Here is a 16346-nt window from a genome sequence, read left to right as displayed (position 1 = left end):
CTTTCCTTGCCCATGGCTGATTTTGCCAGCCACTGCCGTGTACAGAACATAAAAACCATCGACTCACGCTGCATTCGGGGAAACACAACATGGTCACGATGAAACGCATTCTGGGCGCTACTGTTTTCGGGCTGACGCTGCTGGCCAGCGCCGTACAGGCCGAACAGCGCGAACTGCGGGTGTACAACTGGGCGGATTACATCCTGCCATCGGTGCCCAAGGAGTTCGCCGCCAAAAGCAACATCAAAGTGACCTGGGACACCTTCGACACCAACGAATCCCTCGAAGCCAAATTGCTGACCGGCAACTCCGGCTATGACCTGGTGGTGCCGTCGAACCAGTTCCTCGATACCCAGATCAAGGCCGGCGTGTTCCAGAAACTCGACAAGTCCAAGCTGCCGAACTGGAGCCACCAGGACCCGGCGCTACTCAAGTTGCTCGACGCCAACGACCCCGGCAATCAGTACGGCGTGCCTTACATGGTCGGCACGGTGCTGATCGGTTTCAACCCGGCCAAGGTCAAGGCTGCGCTCGGTGAGAATGCGCCGGTGGACAGCTGGGATCTGGTGTTCAAGCCGGAGAACATGGAAAAGCTGAAATCCTGCGGCGTGGCAATGCTCGATTCGCCGTCGGAAATCCTGCCGCTGGCTCTGCACTACCTGGGCCTCGATCCGAACAGCCAGAACCCGGCCGACTATGAGAAAGCCAAGGACCTGATGCTCAAGGTTCGCCCTTACGTGACCTACTTCAACTCGGCCAAGTACATGACCGACATCGCCAACGGCGATATCTGCGTGGCCATCGGTTATTCCGGCAGCTTCTACCAGTTTGGCAACCGTGCCAAAGAGGCGGGCAACGGCGTGGTGGTCGACTGGCGCTTGCCGAAGGAAGGCGCGCCGATCTGGTTCGACACCTTCGCCATTCCGAAGAGTGCGAAGAACGTCGAAGAGGCCCACGAGTTCCTCAACACCTTGCTCGATCCGAAAGTCATCGCTTCGATCAGCGACTTCCTCGGCTACCCGAATGCCAACAAGGATTCGCTGCCGCTGATCAACAAGGAAATTACCGGCAACCCGAACCTGACGCCGACCAGCGAAGCGCTGAAGAAACTGTACGTGGTGCAACCGTTGCCGCAGAAACTGGAGCGGGTGCGGACCCGGGTCTGGACCAGTATCAAGTCGGATAAATAAGCCCAAAACCGGGGGAGCGAACCACGTTTGCTCCCCTGACTGTTATTTCGCCTGACTTTCTTCGGGCGACTTGTCCTTCGTCAGCATCAGACTCAGCACCACCGACGCCAGAATCAGCCCGCCGACAATCGCCAGCGACCATTCCACCGGCATGTGAAACCATGGCATCACCGTCATCTTCCCGCCGATGAACACCAGCACCAGCGCCAGTCCGTACTTGAGCAGATGAAAGCGGTCGGCCATGTCCGCCAGCAAAAAGTACAGCGCCCGCAGGCCCATGATCGCGAAAATGTTCGAGGTGAAAATGATGAACGGATCGGTCGTCACCGCGAAAATCGCCGGGATGCTGTCGACCGCAAACATCAGGTCGCTGGCCTCGATCAGCACCAGCACCAGAAACATCGGCGTGGCCCAGCGCACACCGTTCTGCAGCACAAAAAAGCGCTCGCCGTGAAAACCGTTGGTGATCCGCAGATGTCCGCGCACCCAGCGCAGCAGCGGGTTGTTATCGAGATCCGGTTGCTGCTCGGCGAACACCAGCATCTTGATCCCGGTGATGATCAGGAACACGCCGAACACATACAGCAGCCAAGTGAACTGTGACACCAGCCACACCCCGGCGAAGATCATCGCCGCGCGCATCACGATTGCCCCGAGCACGCCGTACAGCAGCACCCGGCGCTGCAACTCCGGCGGCACGGCGAAGTAGCTGAAAATCATCACGAAGACGAACATGTTGTCGATCGACAGCGACTGCTCGATCAAGTAACCGGTGAGGAATTCCAGGGTCTTGACCTTGGCGATTTCGGGGCCGAATTCGCCGTTCAGATACCACCAGAGCAATCCGGCGAAGGCCATCGCCAGCATGCACCAGGCAAATACCCAGGATGAGGCTTCCCGTACCGAAACCCGATGCGCCTTGCGCCCACCGAAGACAAACAGGTCAACGGCCAGCATGGCGAGGACAAAAACGATGAAGGCGACCCACATCCAGGGTTCGCCGATGTTAATGGGGTGCATGCCGTTCTCCCTGTCTTTCTGTTTGTCGGGGTAGACGGGGCCATGCTAGTAGGAGCTTTCCGACGAAGAAAAATCGTTTATTTCGTGGGTATTGTTCGTGAATAACGAAGTGTCGGACGACACGGGCAGAGCGCGGGTAATGCTTCATTCAGCACTTCTTTGCTAACCTCGCTGTCGAGTCAGTCCACCACTCCGGGAGCTACGATCATCGACACGCCAGATCCTCAAGCCGTCTGCAGCCCGATCACCAGCGCTGCCATCTTCATCGTGGCGACCCTTAACGCCGAGGCCGATGCCGCCGAAAAAATCCGCGGCTGGTGCGCCGATGTCGCGGGGCTGACGCGCTCGGTCGGCAAGCGTGTCCCTTCGGGAAACCTGTCCTGTGTTTGCGGGTTCTCTTCCAACGCCTGGGATCGTCTGTTCGGCAGTCCACGCCCGGCATCCTTGCACGACTTTCGCGAATTCGGCGTAGAAGGGCGGCGCGCTGTTTCCACACCTGGCGACTTGCTGCTGCACATTCGTGCCGATCAGATGGACCTGTGTTTCGAGCTGGCAACGCAGTTGATGTCGGCGCTGGACGGCGCCGTGACGGTGACCGACGAAGTACAGGGTTTCCGCTATTTCGACATGCGCAGCATCATCGGTTTTGTCGACGGCACGGAAAATCCGGTCGGCCGCAAAGCCGAGCATTTCACCCTCGTGGGTGATGAAGATCAGACGTTCAGCGGCGGCAGTTACGTGCTGGTGCAGAAGTACCTGCACAACATGAAGGCGTGGAACGAACTGTCGGTCGAAGCGCAGGAGCGGGTGATCGGTCGCACCAAACTGTCCGATATCGAGCTCGATGATTCGGTCAAGCCGAGCAACTCCCACAGTGCGTTGACGACTATCACCAAGGACGGCGAAGAGGTGAAGATCCTGCGCGACAACATGCCGTTTGGCCGACCTGGCGCAGGCGAGTTCGGCACTTATTTCATTGGCTACGCGCGTTCGCCGGAGCCGCTTGAACAGATGCTGGAGAACATGTTTGTCGGCAAGCCACCCGGCAATTACGATCGACTGCTGGATTTCAGCACCGCCGTCACAGGCAGTCTGTTCTTTGTGCCTTCGGCGGATTTGCTGGAAGAACTGGCAGAACCATAGAAAAGCGGCGGGATCAATTGATCCCGCCCTTTTATGTCCCTCTTCAGGTTCTGCACCGGACTGCCAAACACCAAAGTTTTTATTCAATGGTTGGTTGTTTGGTAGTGTGCTTATTCAAGTGGGAATGTTGGATCTAGATAGAGCTTTCCTTTCAACTCGTAATCGAGTTCGTCAGTTTTTATAGAGAATTCAAAGGTCGCTTCAATCCTCTGGTTGGCGTCGTTGCGGGTGAATTTTATGAAGCCACTCCTTGCGCTGTAACCGTTGGGGTAGTGTCCAGCATAGGCGTGGGGGAGGTTCGGGTCGGAGTTGTTGAAAGGATATTCACCAGGCGGCAAGCGTTTTGGAAGAATAATTGAAATCTGATCGTCTGGAAGATCATCTGGTCTTTTTCTATATCCCAGGAGACTGAGGGTGTCTGGGGTCAGGCTTGCGTAAAAGTATCGCTCCGCAATAAATTCAGTACCAAGACCCGGGTGCCTCGGTGCAAAACTTACCCGGAATATGGAAGCTTCTTTTTCCTCATTGGAGATGACAGTTATAGCTTCACTGTTGCCGTCTAAACCTAGCGCAGCTTTGATTTCTGGCGAGAATTTATCGATTTCCATAATCATTGACCTTCATCAAATTGGTAGTTTGGCAAACGCAATTGTGAGTTCTGCCGCTCTTGCAATTCGAATCTAGTTGTCATTTTTTTTATTTACAACTGTCAGAGTTGACAGTTGATTAAAAGTTGAAGGCGTGGGTTGGTGTCTGGAAATATGTGCCGCGAACAGGCTCACGGCACACGTTTAAAGCGCGGACTCACAGGGTGAGAGTCAATCAACGCTCGCTGGAAAGTGCTGGTGTACGTGGGGGAACCCGACGCTTCGACCCGGTGGCTTCAAACGCCGCCGCCAGTCGCAGCAGCGTCGAGTCGTCATAGGCCCGCCCGGCAAACGTCAACCCCACCGGCATGCCGATGTCGGCCATCACGCCCATCGGCACGGTGACGGTCGGCACGCCGAGGTGGCGGATCGCGAGGTTGCCGTTGGCGACCCAGATGCCGTTGCTCCAGGCGATGTCCGCCGAGGCCGGGTTGACGTCGGCGTCGGCCGGGCCCACGTCGGCGTTGGTCGGGAACAATACGGCGTCGAGGCCGAGGCGATCCATCCAGTCTTCGAGGTCGAGCTTGCGAGTCTTCTCCAGACCGCGCAGGCCGTCCGGCAGGGTCGGGATCTGATCCCACGGTGTGATGCCACGCTGGGCCATGCGCACGTATTCGTCCATGCCGGCGGCGAGGTCGCCTTCACGGTTGGGCAGGGTGCCCGGGTCGTGGGGGAAGATTTTCGGGCCGTCGACGTCCGCCAGTCGATTGAGTTTCGGGTCGCCGTTGGCGCGCAGGAAATCATCGAAGGCCCAGGCCGACAGGTCCCACAGTTCGTGGTGCATGAACTCTTTGGAGACGATGCCGCGATTGAACACGGTCGGTGCGCCCGGACGATCACCTTCGCAGTTGGAGACCAGCGGGAAATCCACTTCGATCACTTCGGCGCCGGCGGCTTCGAGGGCCTGACGGGCCTGTTTCCACAGATCGATCACCGAGGCGCGGGTGTTGATGCGCTGCCCGGTCGGGCCGCCGATGCCCGGTTCTTCGCTGGTGCCGGCTTCAGGGTCGGCATTGATGTACATGCGCGGCACGCCCAGGCGTTTGCCGGCCAGTGCATCGCTCTTCACTGCCAGATCGAGATAGGAAGTCGGACGCACCGAGGCGACGCTCGGGATCGGAACCCAGGGTTGCAGGCGCCACAGGTCGCCACGGGTGTCGCTGTCTTCGGCGACCACCACGTCGAGCACTTCCAGCAGGTCGGCCATGGTGCGGGCGTACGGCACCACCACGTCCATGGTCGGCGTCAGCGGCCAGTTGCCGCGTACCGAGATCACGCCGCGCGACGGCGTGTAGGCGCACAGCCCGTTATTCGAGGCAGGGCCGCGACCGCTCGACCAGGTTTCTTCCGCCAGACCAAATGCCGAGAAGCTCGCAGCGGTGGCGGTGCCGGCACCGTTCGATGAGCCGGAAGCAAACGGTGCAGTCAGATAATCAGCGTTATACGGGCTTTCGGCACGGCCATAGACGCCGCGCTGCATCCCGCCATTGGCCATCGGCGGCATGTTGGTCTTGCCCAGGCAGATCGCACCGCCCGCACGCAGGCGCTCAATGGTGAACGCATCGCGCTGTGCCACCAGATCGGCGAAGGCCGGGCTGCCGGACGCGGCGGTCAGGCCTTTGACCAGATAGCTGTCCTTGGCGGTGTAGGGGATGCCGTCCAGCGGACCGAGGGTTTCGCCCTTGGCACGACGGGCGTCCGAGGCTTGCGCTTCTTTCAGTGCGTCGGGGTTACGCACGATCACCGCGTTCAGCGCAGTGGCGGTGTCAGGGCCGTCATAGGCGTCGATGCGCGCCAGATAGGCCTGCACCAGCTCGACCGCCGTGGTCTGGCCGGACTCGAGCGCCGCGCGCAATTGGGCAATGGAAACTTCAGTGACTTCGATCATGCTGTTACCGCCGACAGGTTCGCTAAAGGGTGGTTAATCATTGTTATCGTCGAAAGATGTCAAAGGTTCTTGATGGGCGAAACTCTACCCTGAAATTTGCCCAATGGCATGCACAAAGTCGATAAATATCGGTTAATTTCATCGGAAAAACTCTCCTGGCGTCTCGCCGAACTGTTGGCGAAACGCCGCAATAAAGGCCGATGTCGAGTCATAACCACAGGCCAAAGCCACGTCGGTGACGCGTTCGCCGCGTTCCAGCGGCGTCAGCGCACCCAGCAGACGCAGGCGCTGGCGCCAGGTGCGGAAGGTCAAACCGGTATCGCGCAGGAACAGCCGAGTCAGAGTTTTCTCGGTTATGCCGAATTTTTCGCTCCAGTGCGCCAGTGTGGTCTGCTGTTCCGGATGTTGCTCCAGACTCTGATAGATCTGCCGCAGGCGACTGTCCTGCGGCAGTGGCAGCATCAGGTCGATGGGCGGCGCCTCGGCCAGTTGATCGAGGATCACCTGGGCCAGACGCCCGTGCGGGCCGCTCTGGTCATATTCGACAGGTATCTGACTGAAGGCCCGAATCAGCTCACGCAAAAGATCACTGACGCCGAGCACATGACAACGCTCCGGCGCCCAGTCGGCGACGCTGCAATCGATGTACAGGCTGCGCATTTCCGTGTGCGGCGAACTGAACACCCGATGCGGCACACCCGCCGGAATCCACACCGCCCGCTCCGGCGGCGCAACGAAACGACCGACGGCAGTCTGTACTTCGAGTACGCCCTGAATCGCGTAGGACAACTGCACCCACGGATGACTGTGGCGGCGGGTGAGCGCACGATTGGGCAGCGATTCGGTGCGCCCATACAACGGACGCGGCAGGCTGGGCAGCCCGGGAATGCTGCGTCTGACGCTCTTGTCGTGTCCTTTTGGCGGCATCTGTGGTTTCTTCGGCGTTAGTCGGTAATTTCCAGTCACGTTAGAGTCGCTTCCACGTACTGGCAACCCCCGGATGAACAAACCATGACGCGCCCACGATTTTTGCCCGACAACTTCACCCTGACCCTGATCGGCGTGGTGCTGCTGGCCAGCTTCCTGCCCGCCAGCGGTCAGGTCGCGACCGGTTTCGGCTGGCTGACCAACATCGCCATTGCGCTGCTGTTTTTCCTGCACGGCGCCAAGCTGTCGCGTGAATCGATCATCGCTGGCGCCGGCCACTGGCGCCTGCATTTACTGGTGTTCGGCCTGACCTTTGTCCTGTTCCCGTTACTGGGTCTTGCGCTCAAGCCGCTGCTGTCGCCGCTGATCGGCGATCAGCTGTACATGGGCATGCTTTACCTGTGTGCACTGCCGGCCACGGTGCAGTCGGCGATTGCCTTTACTTCGCTGGCGCGGGGCAATATTCCGGCGGCGATCTGCAGTGCGGCGGCGTCCAGTTTGTTCGGGATTTTCCTCACGCCGCTGCTGGTGACGCTGCTACTGAACGTCCACGGCGACGGCGGCTCGACCCTCGACGCAATCGTGAAAATCAGCGTGCAATTGCTGCTGCCGTTCATTGCCGGCCAGATTGCCCGTCGCTGGATCGGCGCCTGGGTCGGTCGCAACAAGAACTGGCTGAAATTCGTCGATCAGGGCTCGATTCTGCTGGTGGTCTACGGCGCGTTCAGCGAGGCAGTGAACGAGGGCATCTGGCACCAGATTCCGGTGATCGACCTGCTGGGGCTGGTGGTGGTGTGCTGCATCCTGCTGGCGCTGGTGCTGCTGGCGTCCACGCTGCTGGGCAGGGCGTTCGGTTTCAGTCTTGAGGATCGCATCACCATTCTGTTCTGCGGTTCGAAAAAGAGCCTGGCCACTGGCGTGCCGATGGCGCAGGTGTTGTTCGCCGGCAGCACGATTGGCGTGTTGATTCTGCCGCTGATGCTGTTCCATCAGATTCAACTGATGGTCTGCGCGGTGCTGGCGCAGCGGTATGCGAAGCGGCAGGAATCGGTGCCTGAACTGATGGCCCAAGTCGATCCTTGATCCTCATCGAGCGGGCCAGCGGGTATGCAGGAACTCCTGCAAAAAATCGGTGAAGGCCTTGACCTTGGCAGTCATGGCCGCCCGTTCCTGTACACAGGCATAGATCTCGAGCGGTGCGGCGCTGGCAAAGGTCGAGCCGCCGCCCGGTTCGAATAAAGAGACCAGTTGACCACTTTCCAGATAGGGCGCGGCAACGAATTCCGCCAGTCGGGTGACCCCGGCACCATGAGCAGCCATTTGCGCCAGGGCGTCGATATCGTCGCTGATGGCGGTCGCATTGATCGCAGCCTCAAAGCGCTGACCCTGCTCAACGAACCACCAGCGCAGTAACCGTCCGTCCAGCGGATAGCGGAACGCCAGACAGGCGTGCTGTTGAAGATCCGCCGGAGTAGAAGGACGACCGGCCTTTTGCAGGTAGTCAGGGCTGGCGCAAATCACGAACGGCACCGTCGCAACCTTGCGCGCGATGATGCCGTCTTCCAGTTGCGGCTCGATGCGCAGACTCAGGTCGATACCTTCGTGGAGGTGATTGATTTTGCGGTCGGTCGTCGAGAGCTCAAGCGTCAACTGCGGGTAGCGTTCGGCGAAACCGGCAATGACCGGGGCCAGTACATGGCGCCCGAACCCGGCGGTGGAGGCGATACTCAAGTGTCCCTGGAGTTGCGTCTGCGCGTGGCTGATGGCGCTCTGCGCGGACTCCAGATCGAGCGCGATACGTTTTACTTTCTCGAAATACACCGAACCGCTCTCCGTCAGCGCCATGCTGCGGGTGGTGCGTTGCAGCAGGCGTGTGTCGAGGTGATTTTCAAGGCGACCAAGGGTCTGACTGACGGCGGCGGCACTCACCCCGAGGATTTTGGCGGCGCCGACAATCGATCCCGCCTCAACGACTTTGATAAAACAATCGATTGCACCCAAGAGGTTCATGCGTGGATCCCGGCGAGGACGAATTAATAAGATTTTGTTTATAAAGTGCTCACGGCGATCAGTCTAGTTACGGCTTGGCAGACTTGTTAGGGTGCTCGGCGCCTATCCACTTCGGTCAACAAGGACTGACATGAATCAGAGACTATCCCCAAGAACCACAGTATTCAGCCCGCGCAAGCTGTCTGCCCGTGCCATGCCGTACGTATTTGCGTTGTACATGGCGACAATCATGGCGTTTCTGATGTCGCTGGTGATCACCGCCTCCAATTTCGGAATTGATGCCGATTACCTTAGCAATGCGCTGCACGCCTACAAACTGGCGATGCCCGTGGCATTTCTGTGCATTCTCGTGGTCCGGCCGATTGTGGCGAAACTGGTCGCACTGACCGTCCACCCGCACGCCTGATTTGGAGGCACGCTACAAGGCCCCGGAGTATTTCACCGCCGCCGCTGCCCGCGACGGCACGTTGAGCACCCGCAACAACGACGACACATGAATCCGCACCGTGAACGGCGAAATATCCAGTTCGCGGGCGATTTCCTTGTTGGTCTTGCCTTGGGCGATCAGCCGCAGCACATCCTGCTGACGCGGGGTGAGGGCGGTGCCGGAGTCCAGCGGCAGCAGGCCGGACGGGGCGAATTTCACCAGCACCTCACCTTCACGAATCGCCCGGATCGCCTGACCGATCTCGTCGGGGGCGATGTTCTTGCCGATAAAACCATCGATGCCGGCCGCCATGACTTCACCGATCAGCGCCTCGTCATCGACCATCGACACCACAATCAGCGTGGTTCGCGGCAAACGCTGGCGCAGTACCGCGAGCTGGGTCACACAGGTCAGGCCGGGAAAGCGCAGGTCGAGGATCAAGGTGTCAGGCTCATCGCCCGCCGGCAGCAGGGCGAGCACGGCGTCGAGGTCGCCGGCTTCTTCGATCAGGGCTTCGGGTAGCAAACGCTGGACGGTGCGCAGCAGCGCTTCGCGAAACAACGGGTGATCGTCGGCTATGATGATTCGGCACGCCATGGCGCAACCCTCCCTGGGTCAGCATTTCTCACGGCATGCACCATAGCACCGGGCGAAGGCATTGCCTGTTGATTCGTGCGTTTATGACGACTGCTGCACAAGGACGTTCCCCCATGAAGTTCGAAAAGAACACCGAGCTCGACCAGGCCAATCTGCGCATCATCATCGCCAGCATCGCGCTGGTTTACATGGCCGTGCTCGGTTTCCTGCCGGGCCAGCGCTTCGATACCTATCTGCCGGTGGTCACCTACATTTCCCTGTTTCTGCTGGCCTCCGTCGTGCTGCGTCAGGCCATTGTGCGCTGGCCGGGGCATTATCCGGCGCGGCGGATTTTCGGCATGCTCCACGATTACACCGGCACCAGTTTCGGGCTGGTGGTCGGCGGCGAGGCGGCGTTGCCCATCTATGCCGTCATGGTCTGGGTCAATCTCGGCAACGGCATGCGCTACGGCTCGCGCTACCTGGCGATCGCGACGGTGCTGGCATTGCTGGCGCTGCTGGCGGTCTATCGGTTGACGCCGTACTGGCAGGCGCAACCGTTCATGGTGTTGATGCTGATGATCACCAGCACGGTGATTCCGGTGTATGCGCACCTGCTGCTGGAGCGCACGCGCAAGGCATCGGAAGAAGCGGTCGCTGCGAACCTTGAGAAGTCGCGTTTCCTGGCTCAGGCCAGTCATGACCTGCGTCAGCCGATCCACTCCATCGGCTTGTTTACCGCATGCCTGCGTGAGTCGCGGCTGGGCGAAGAGGAGCGGCGGCTGGTGGACAGCATCGACCGTTCGCTGCTCAACGTGTCGCAGTTGTTTCGTTCGATTCTCGATCTCTACACCCTCGACAACGGGCGGATTCTGCCCCGGTTGCAGACGCTTGAGCTGGGCGAGTGGCTGGCGGATCTGATCCGCCAGAATGCCGAAGCTGCACGTTGGGCCGGCGTAGAGCTGCGTTTGCGGCGTTGCGAACACTGGGTGCGCACCGATCCGGCGTTGCTGGCGACCATGGTCCAGAACGTGCTCTCCAACTGCTTCAAATACGGTGCGCAGCGGCCAGTGCTGATCGGTGTGCGCAAGCGCGGCGCGGGGTTGGCCATCGCGATCTATGACCGGGGCAGCGGGATCGCCGAAGAGCATTTGCCCAAGGTGTTCGAGGAGTTTTATCGGGTTCGCCAGTTGCGCGACAAGGACGTCGAAGGTGTGGGCCTGGGGCTGTCGATTGTCCGGCGTCTGGGGCAATTGATCGGTGTCGACGTCGCGATCCGCTCACGGCTGGGGCATGGCACGGCGGTGACCCTGCATGGACTGCCGCTGGCGCCGCCGCAGGTGCCGGTCAATCGTGAAGAGGCTCGGCAAATCGGTTTGCTGACGGGGTTGAAGGTGTGCCTGGTGGAGGATGATCGCAACGTTCTGCTGGCGACCTCGGCGTTGCTCGAGCGTTGGGGCTGCGTTGTGCAGGCCGAGTTGAGCGGGCAGGGCCTGGTCACGGACTGCGACATCATCGTTGCCGACTATGACCTCGGTGCGCACAGCACCGGCATCGAGTGCATCGATGAGGTTCGCCGTCAGCGCGGTTATGCGGTGCCGGCCATGATCATCACCGGGCACGACATCGAAAAAATTCAGGCGGCCCTGCACGATCGCCAGATCGCCATTCTGTCCAAGCCGGTACGCCCGGCCGAGCTGCGCGCGACCCTGCGTGCGCTGCGCGACCGGCAGACCGAAGGGGTCAGCGCTTACACAGATAGTCCTGCGTGATGGTGGTTTGCAGGCAGTTGTACTGGCCCATGGTGCGGCAGATGTTTTTCTCCGAGCCTGATACTTCGGCGCTCTTGTAGCCCCAGACCTTGCAACGGGCTTCTGCCGTGGCCAACCCTTGAGCGGCGGAGGTTTGCCCGCTTTCGAACTGGCCCAGTTCATAGGAGACCTGGACAACGCCGTCGGTCTTGCTGCCGCCGGTGGCTTCCCATTGCTTGGGGGTGGCGCAGCCGGTGAGAACGACGGCCGCGAGGCTGAGGGTGGCGATGAGTGTTTTCATGGTCGAACGGAATCCTTTACCGGATGAGAAGAGGCGTTGAACGGTTTTCCTGCGCCGGATTACTGGTACGGAATCGGCGACGCGCCTTTGGGCAGGCAGGACAGCGGAGGCGTCATGATGCCCATGCTCGCCACCGCGATGATTGCGCCGCTGGGCAATTCGCAGTTGTATTCGCCGGCGGCGGTGTAGGCGGTGTAATAGGTCAGCGTGCTGTCGTTGCGGATGTTGCCGATCTTGGTGACCGGTTGGCCGATGACGGTCTGGGCACGCTCGCGCATGCTGTCTTCGGTGGGTTTGGCGGTCTGGCAACCGCTGGCGCCGAGGAGCAGGGCACCGAGAACCGTGATCTTGGCGAGGCTGAGCTGCAGTTTCATGGTGTTTCTTCCTTGGTGTTGTTGTTTTTCCAGGCACAACGATCCCGCGCACTGCACAGCGGCAATGTTGGGGAGCGTCGGGGGTTGCGAGGGAATATAACGCCAGGGATCGGGGTGGTCGATTAGCACAAATGTGCTAGTGCGGCGCAACCAGCGGTGGGCTGATTGCGCCGATAGCGGTTATTGAGGGCTGTTGAACTGGTCGGAATAGCTGCCGCTCATGAGGGCGGAAGCCACCTGGTCCGAACCGACGCCTGCGCGGGAGTAGGCGAGCCGGTTGGCACCGACCTTGTCTGCGCCATCGGCGGCGACTGCGCCTGCGCCGACGTGATCCGCACCGTCAGAAGCAACGGCTCCGGCGCCGACGTGATCGGAGCCGTCAGAAGCAACAGCACCAGCGCCGACGTGATCCGCGCCGTCGGAAGCAACAGCACCAGCGCCGACGTGATCCGCGCCGTCGGAAGCAACGGCGCCAGAGCCAACGTGATCGGATCCGTCAGAAGCAACGGCGCCAGCGCCAACGTGATCGGAACCGTCAGAAGCAACGGCGCCAGCGCCAACGTGATCGGAGCCGTCGGAGGCAACGGCTCCGGCGCCGACGTGGTCCGCGCCGTCAGAAGCTACCGCGCCAGCACCGACATGATCGGAGCCGTCAGAGGCAACGGCGCCGGCGCCAACATGATCCGCACCATCAGAAGCAACCGCCCCCGCCCCCACATGATCCGCCCCATCCGACGCCAATGCCTGCGCCTGCGCAGCCCAGACATTGGGCATTGCCACCGTTGCCGCAACTGCCAGGACGAAGCCCGGCCAAAGCGTGTGCTTCATGATTTTCTCCACGCCCCATCAGCCACACAGCAGCCGAGCATTACCCGTCATTCGTTTATCGACGGAAGGCTCGTTGGCCCGGGGTCAACCAGATTGGTGAATGGCACGGGGGCACCGGAGGGTGCACGGGTGTCGACGGTCTACAGGAAATCTGGACAGCGAACTGAAAAGTATAGTTCGCCCTTGGCGGGAGGCAGGCTGAAGGGGCGTGAAGGCGATAGTCGGTTAGCTTCCTTGCAGGCCTGCGCTAGAAAACAAACAGTCTAAAAACCGCGTAGCGCAATGCAGTGTGTTTGCTAGGCTCAAGAATGTAGGCGAAGACGCAGACTGATGCGCAAGCGGATAGCAGGGGGACGTGGGGCGCGTTCCGAAGGGTACACGGTTAGAAAGATCTCCGCGCTGAGATCCAGCCCTTATGCCGTGTGAAGCAGCCGAGACCGTACCCCTTTCAATTTGGTCCGGTACTGTGAGAAGCCTGATAAACCTTGTAAGCCAGAGACCAGCACTGGCCGCCTACTCGAACACCAAAGCCCGCCTTGTGCGGGCTTTGACGTTTTCGGGCGTTAAATGCTGGCCAGCGCCTGCGCCAGATCGGCACGCAGGTCTTCGATGTCCTCGACGCCCACCGACAGACGCACCAGGCTGTCACCGATGCCGAGTTTGGCACGGGTTTCGGCCGGAATGGTCGCGTGAGTCATGATTGCCGGGTGCTCGATCAGGCTTTCCACACCGCCAAGGCTTTCGGCCAGGGCGAAGATCTGCACGTTCTCCAGGAAGCGCCGGGCGCCGGCCAGATCACTGTTCAGATCCAGGGAAATCATCCCGCCGAACCCACGCATCTGACGCTTGGCCAGTTCGTGCTGCGGATGGGATTCCAGACCCGGGTAGTAGACGCGTTTGACCTGCGGCTGTTGCTCCAGCCAGCGCGCCAGATCCAGCGCATTGCTGCAATGACGCTCCATACGCAGCGCCAGCGTCTTCACGCCACGCAGGGTGAGGAACGCGTCGAACGGGCCGGAGATAGCACCGACTGCGTTCTGCAGAAAGCCCAGACGCTCGGCCAGCGCAGGATTGTCGCCAACCACGGCAATCCCCCCGATCACGTCGGAGTGACCGTTCAGGTATTTGGTGGTCGAGTGCAGCACGATGTCGAAACCCAGTTCCAGCGGACGCTGGATCCACGGGCTGGCGAAGGTGTTGTCGGCCACGCAGATGATCCCGCGCGCCTTGCAGATACGGGCGATGGCGGCGAGGTCGGACAGACCCAGCAGCGGGTTGGTCGGGCTCTCCACGATCACCATGCGCGTGTCGTCCTGCAACGACGCTTCGAACGCCGACAGATCCGCCAGATCGACGTAGCTGAAACGATGCCCGGCACTGCGCTGACGCACCTTGTCGAAGAGACGGAAAGTGCCGCCGTACAGGTCATTGCCGGACACGATGTGCGAGCCGGCGTCGATCAGTTCGAGCACGGTGGAAATCGTCGCCAGCCCGGACGCGAAGGCGAACGCCTGGGTGCCGCCCTCCAGATCCGCCACGCAGCGCTCCAAGGCAAAGCGCGTCGGGTTGTGCGAGCGGCCGTAGTCAAACCCCTTGTGCACGCCGGGGCTGTCTTGCAGGTACGTGGAGTTGGCGTAGATCGGCGGCATCAGCGCGCCGGTGGTCGGGTCCGGCGTTTGCCCGGCGTGGATCACGCGGGTGGCGAAGCCTTGTTGACGGGCGTTCTTGTCGTGCTGGCTCATGCCAGGGATCTCCGTAATTGATTGAGCATGTCGACGCGGGTGATCAGGCCATGGAAGCCTGAAACGTCGGCAATGATGGCCACCAGACCGCTGCTGAGTACGGCTTCCAGTTCAGCCAGCGTCGCGCCGGGGGCGAGGGTTTGCAACTTGTCGGTCATCGCGCTGGCGACGGGTTTGCTGAAGAGCGAGGCGTCTTCGTGCACACGCACCAGAATGTCCGATTCGTCGATCACGCCGACCAGTTGCTTGCCATCCACCAGCACCGGCAGTTGCGAAACATCGGCCAGGCGCATGCGTTGGAACGCGGTCATCAGCGTATCGTCCGGGCCGACGCTGACGACTTTGCCGTCTTCGAAGCGTCGGGCGATCAGGTCGCGCAGGTCGCCGTAGCGTTTGCGCTGCAGCAGGCCCTGATCGGTCATCCACTGGTCGTTGTAGACCTTCGACAGATATCGGGTGCCGGTGTCGCAGACGAAGCTGACCACGCGTTTCGGCTCGGTCTGTTCGCGGCAGTAGCGCAGCGCGGCAGCGAGCAGGGTGCCGGTGGACGAACCACCGAGAATGCCTTCGGCTTTCAGCAGCTGGCGCGCGTGATCGAAGCTTTCCTCGTCGCTGATCGAGTAGGCGTTGCGCACGCTCGACAGGTCGGTGATCGACGGAATGAAGTCCTCACCGATGCCTTCCACCGCCCACGAACCTGCGGTGCCGAGATGCTTGCTGCGGCTGTATTCAGCCATCACCGAACCGACCGGATCGGCCAGGACCATTTCCAGATCCGGTTGCACGCGCTTGAAGAAGCGGGTCAGGCCGGTCAGCGTGCCGGCCGAGCCGACGCCGACCACGATCGCGTCCAGGTCATGCTCGGTCTGGGCCCAGATTTCCGGCCCGGTGCTGCACTCGTGGGCCAACGGGTTGGCCGGATTGTTGAACTGGTCGGCGAAGAACGCGCCGGGAATGTCCTTGGCCAGACGCGCGGCGACATCCTGGTAATACTCGGGATGACCCTTGCCGACATCGGAGCGGGTGATGTGCACTTCGGCGCCCATGGCCTTGAGATGCAGGACTTTTTCGGTGGACATTTTGTCCGGCACCACCAGCACGACGCGGTAGCCCTTGGCGCGGCCGACCAGGGCCAGGCCCAGACCGGTGTTGCCGGCGGTGGCCTCGACAATCGTGCCACCCGGTTGCAGACGACCGTCGCGCTCAGCGGCGTCGATCATGGCCAGACCGATGCGGTCCTTGATCGAACCGCCGGGGTTCTGTGATTCGAGTTTGAGAAACAGGGTGCAGGGACCGGTATCGAAGCGGGTGACTTGTACCAGCGGCGTATTGCCGATCAGCCCAAGTACGGCAGGGCGTGAATCCTTTGACATCTCTTCACCTCTTTGTGGTGTTGATCGCGTTCCATTCGCGGGTAAAAAGCTCGCGTGCAACATAGGCTCAGACCTGAGCTGTCGCAACCTTTAAACGGCCGGAAATACTGCCATTTCGATCTAACGATAGAACGAAATCAGCGAGGGGC

At 60.7% G+C, this 16346-nt stretch carries 16 protein-coding genes; 5 read left to right on the top strand and 11 right to left on the bottom strand.

Translation table 11 applies throughout. The annotated features are described in order from the left end of the window. Nucleotides 1-89: 89 nt before the first annotated feature. A complete protein-coding gene (locus K3819_RS17040) occupies nucleotides 90-1190 on the top strand; it encodes a polyamine ABC transporter substrate-binding protein (RefSeq protein ID WP_064597297.1) in 1101 nt (366 codons plus the stop codon). Between the two features lie 42 nt (nucleotides 1191-1232). On the opposite strand, the gene K3819_RS17035 is transcribed toward K3819_RS17040, so the two are convergent. Then, nucleotides 1233-2210: a TerC family protein gene (locus tag K3819_RS17035; protein ID WP_064597295.1), complete on the bottom strand. Its 978-nt coding sequence runs from the start codon at nucleotides 2208-2210 to the stop codon at nucleotides 1233-1235. Between the two features lie 159 nt (nucleotides 2211-2369). Here K3819_RS17035 and K3819_RS17030 point away from each other — a divergent pair, with 159 nt between their 5' ends. Then, nucleotides 2370-3353, top strand: coding sequence for a Dyp-type peroxidase (locus K3819_RS17030; protein WP_409348306.1), 984 nt, complete (start codon nucleotides 2370-2372; stop codon nucleotides 3351-3353). 110 nt (nucleotides 3354-3463) lie between these two features. On the opposite strand, the gene K3819_RS17025 is transcribed toward K3819_RS17030, so the two are convergent. The 3 genes from K3819_RS17025 to K3819_RS17015 form a co-directional block, all read right to left on the bottom strand. Further along, the gene (locus K3819_RS17025) at nucleotides 3464-3961 is read right to left on the bottom strand and encodes a hypothetical protein (protein WP_221397535.1); all 498 of its coding nucleotides are present in this window, start codon (nucleotides 3959-3961) and stop codon (nucleotides 3464-3466) included. A 214-nt stretch (nucleotides 3962-4175) separates the two neighbouring features. Next, entirely contained in the window at nucleotides 4176-5888 is a 1713-nt protein-coding gene (locus K3819_RS17020) for an amidase (protein ID WP_221397534.1), read from the bottom strand. 138 nt (nucleotides 5889-6026) lie between these two features. Next, complete coding sequence (locus K3819_RS17015) at nucleotides 6027-6815, bottom strand: helix-turn-helix domain-containing protein (RefSeq protein ID WP_221397533.1); 789 nt, start codon at nucleotides 6813-6815, stop codon at nucleotides 6027-6029. A gap of 84 nt (nucleotides 6816-6899) precedes the next feature. Between K3819_RS17015 and K3819_RS17010 the strand changes: the two genes are divergently transcribed. After that, on the top strand, nucleotides 6900-7898 hold the full coding sequence (locus K3819_RS17010) for a bile acid:sodium symporter family protein (protein WP_064597281.1): 999 nt from the start codon (nucleotides 6900-6902) through the stop codon (nucleotides 7896-7898). Nucleotides 7899-7901: 3 nt separating this feature from the next. On the opposite strand, the gene K3819_RS17005 is transcribed toward K3819_RS17010, so the two are convergent. Continuing rightward, complete coding sequence (locus K3819_RS17005) at nucleotides 7902-8825, bottom strand: LysR family transcriptional regulator (protein ID WP_085610556.1); 924 nt, start codon at nucleotides 8823-8825, stop codon at nucleotides 7902-7904. A 130-nt stretch (nucleotides 8826-8955) separates the two neighbouring features. Between K3819_RS17005 and K3819_RS17000 the strand changes: the two genes are divergently transcribed. After that, nucleotides 8956-9231 carry a DUF2798 domain-containing protein gene (locus tag K3819_RS17000; RefSeq protein ID WP_221397532.1) on the top strand — a complete coding sequence of 92 codons (276 nt, stop codon included), beginning with the start codon at nucleotides 8956-8958 and terminating at the stop codon, nucleotides 9229-9231. A 12-nt stretch (nucleotides 9232-9243) separates the two neighbouring features. Here the strand turns inward: K3819_RS17000 and K3819_RS16995 are convergent, their stop codons facing one another. Continuing rightward, a complete protein-coding gene (locus tag K3819_RS16995) occupies nucleotides 9244-9849 on the bottom strand; it encodes a response regulator transcription factor (RefSeq protein WP_221397531.1) in 606 nt (201 codons plus the stop codon). A gap of 113 nt (nucleotides 9850-9962) precedes the next feature. On the opposite strand from K3819_RS16995, the gene K3819_RS16990 reads away from it, so the two are divergent. Further along, on the top strand, nucleotides 9963-11600 hold the full coding sequence (locus K3819_RS16990) for a hybrid sensor histidine kinase/response regulator (RefSeq protein ID WP_221397530.1): 1638 nt from the start codon (nucleotides 9963-9965) through the stop codon (nucleotides 11598-11600). Here the strand turns inward: K3819_RS16990 and yecR are convergent. The 5 genes from yecR to K3819_RS16965 form a co-directional block, all read right to left on the bottom strand. After that, on the bottom strand, nucleotides 11572-11880 hold the full coding sequence (gene yecR, locus K3819_RS16985) for a YecR family lipoprotein (RefSeq protein ID WP_085610552.1): 309 nt from the start codon (nucleotides 11878-11880) through the stop codon (nucleotides 11572-11574). The two genes, K3819_RS16990 and yecR, sit on opposite strands and share 29 nt — an antisense overlap. A 59-nt stretch (nucleotides 11881-11939) precedes the next feature. Further along, the gene (locus K3819_RS16980) at nucleotides 11940-12254 is read right to left on the bottom strand and encodes a hypothetical protein (protein WP_039766904.1); all 315 of its coding nucleotides are present in this window, start codon (nucleotides 12252-12254) and stop codon (nucleotides 11940-11942) included. Nucleotides 12255-12434: 180 nt separating this feature from the next. Beyond that, a complete protein-coding gene (locus K3819_RS16975) occupies nucleotides 12435-13082 on the bottom strand; it encodes a phage infection protein (RefSeq protein ID WP_260328930.1) in 648 nt (215 codons plus the stop codon). Between the two features lie 563 nt (nucleotides 13083-13645). Next, nucleotides 13646-14824, bottom strand: a complete 1179-nt coding sequence (locus K3819_RS16970) for a PLP-dependent aspartate aminotransferase family protein (RefSeq protein WP_221397529.1) — start codon at nucleotides 14822-14824, stop codon at nucleotides 13646-13648. Further along, the gene (locus K3819_RS16965) at nucleotides 14821-16197 is read right to left on the bottom strand and encodes a cystathionine beta-synthase (protein ID WP_085610550.1); all 1377 of its coding nucleotides are present in this window, start codon (nucleotides 16195-16197) and stop codon (nucleotides 14821-14823) included. Before K3819_RS16965 ends, K3819_RS16970 begins: the two co-directional genes overlap by 4 nt. Nucleotides 16198-16346: the final 149 nt, after the last annotated feature.

The sequence above is a fragment of the Pseudomonas sp. 3-2 genome (assembly GCF_019710535.1).
Classification (GTDB): Bacteria; Pseudomonadota; Gammaproteobacteria; order Pseudomonadales; family Pseudomonadaceae; genus Aquipseudomonas; species Aquipseudomonas pharyngis.
Note: the sequence above shows the minus strand (reverse complement) of the source record. Positions and strands in the feature narration are given on the sequence as shown.

Coding starts and splice junctions, on each gene's coding strand:
- K3819_RS16990 (WP_221397530.1), top strand. CDS start 9,963: ATGAAGTTCGAAAAGAACACCGAGCTCGACCAGGCCAATCTGCGCATC.
- K3819_RS17015 (WP_221397533.1), bottom strand. CDS start 6,815: ATGCCGCCAAAAGGACACGACAAGAGCGTCAGACGCAGCATTCCCGGG.
- K3819_RS16975 (WP_260328930.1), bottom strand. CDS start 13,082: ATGAAGCACACGCTTTGGCCGGGCTTCGTCCTGGCAGTTGCGGCAACG.
- K3819_RS17020 (WP_221397534.1), bottom strand. CDS start 5,888: ATGATCGAAGTCACTGAAGTTTCCATTGCCCAATTGCGCGCGGCGCTC.
- K3819_RS17025 (WP_221397535.1), bottom strand. CDS start 3,961: ATGGAAATCGATAAATTCTCGCCAGAAATCAAAGCTGCGCTAGGTTTA.
- K3819_RS16980 (WP_039766904.1), bottom strand. CDS start 12,254: ATGAAACTGCAGCTCAGCCTCGCCAAGATCACGGTTCTCGGTGCCCTG.
- K3819_RS16965 (WP_085610550.1), bottom strand. CDS start 16,197: ATGTCAAAGGATTCACGCCCTGCCGTACTTGGGCTGATCGGCAATACG.
- K3819_RS17010 (WP_064597281.1), top strand. CDS start 6,900: ATGACGCGCCCACGATTTTTGCCCGACAACTTCACCCTGACCCTGATC.
- K3819_RS17000 (WP_221397532.1), top strand. CDS start 8,956: ATGAATCAGAGACTATCCCCAAGAACCACAGTATTCAGCCCGCGCAAG.
- K3819_RS16995 (WP_221397531.1), bottom strand. CDS start 9,849: ATGGCGTGCCGAATCATCATAGCCGACGATCACCCGTTGTTTCGCGAA.
- K3819_RS17040 (WP_064597297.1), top strand. CDS start 90: ATGGTCACGATGAAACGCATTCTGGGCGCTACTGTTTTCGGGCTGACG.
- yecR (WP_085610552.1), bottom strand. CDS start 11,880: ATGAAAACACTCATCGCCACCCTCAGCCTCGCGGCCGTCGTTCTCACC.
- K3819_RS16970 (WP_221397529.1), bottom strand. CDS start 14,824: ATGAGCCAGCACGACAAGAACGCCCGTCAACAAGGCTTCGCCACCCGC.
- K3819_RS17035 (WP_064597295.1), bottom strand. CDS start 2,210: ATGCACCCCATTAACATCGGCGAACCCTGGATGTGGGTCGCCTTCATC.
- K3819_RS17005 (WP_085610556.1), bottom strand. CDS start 8,825: ATGAACCTCTTGGGTGCAATCGATTGTTTTATCAAAGTCGTTGAGGCG.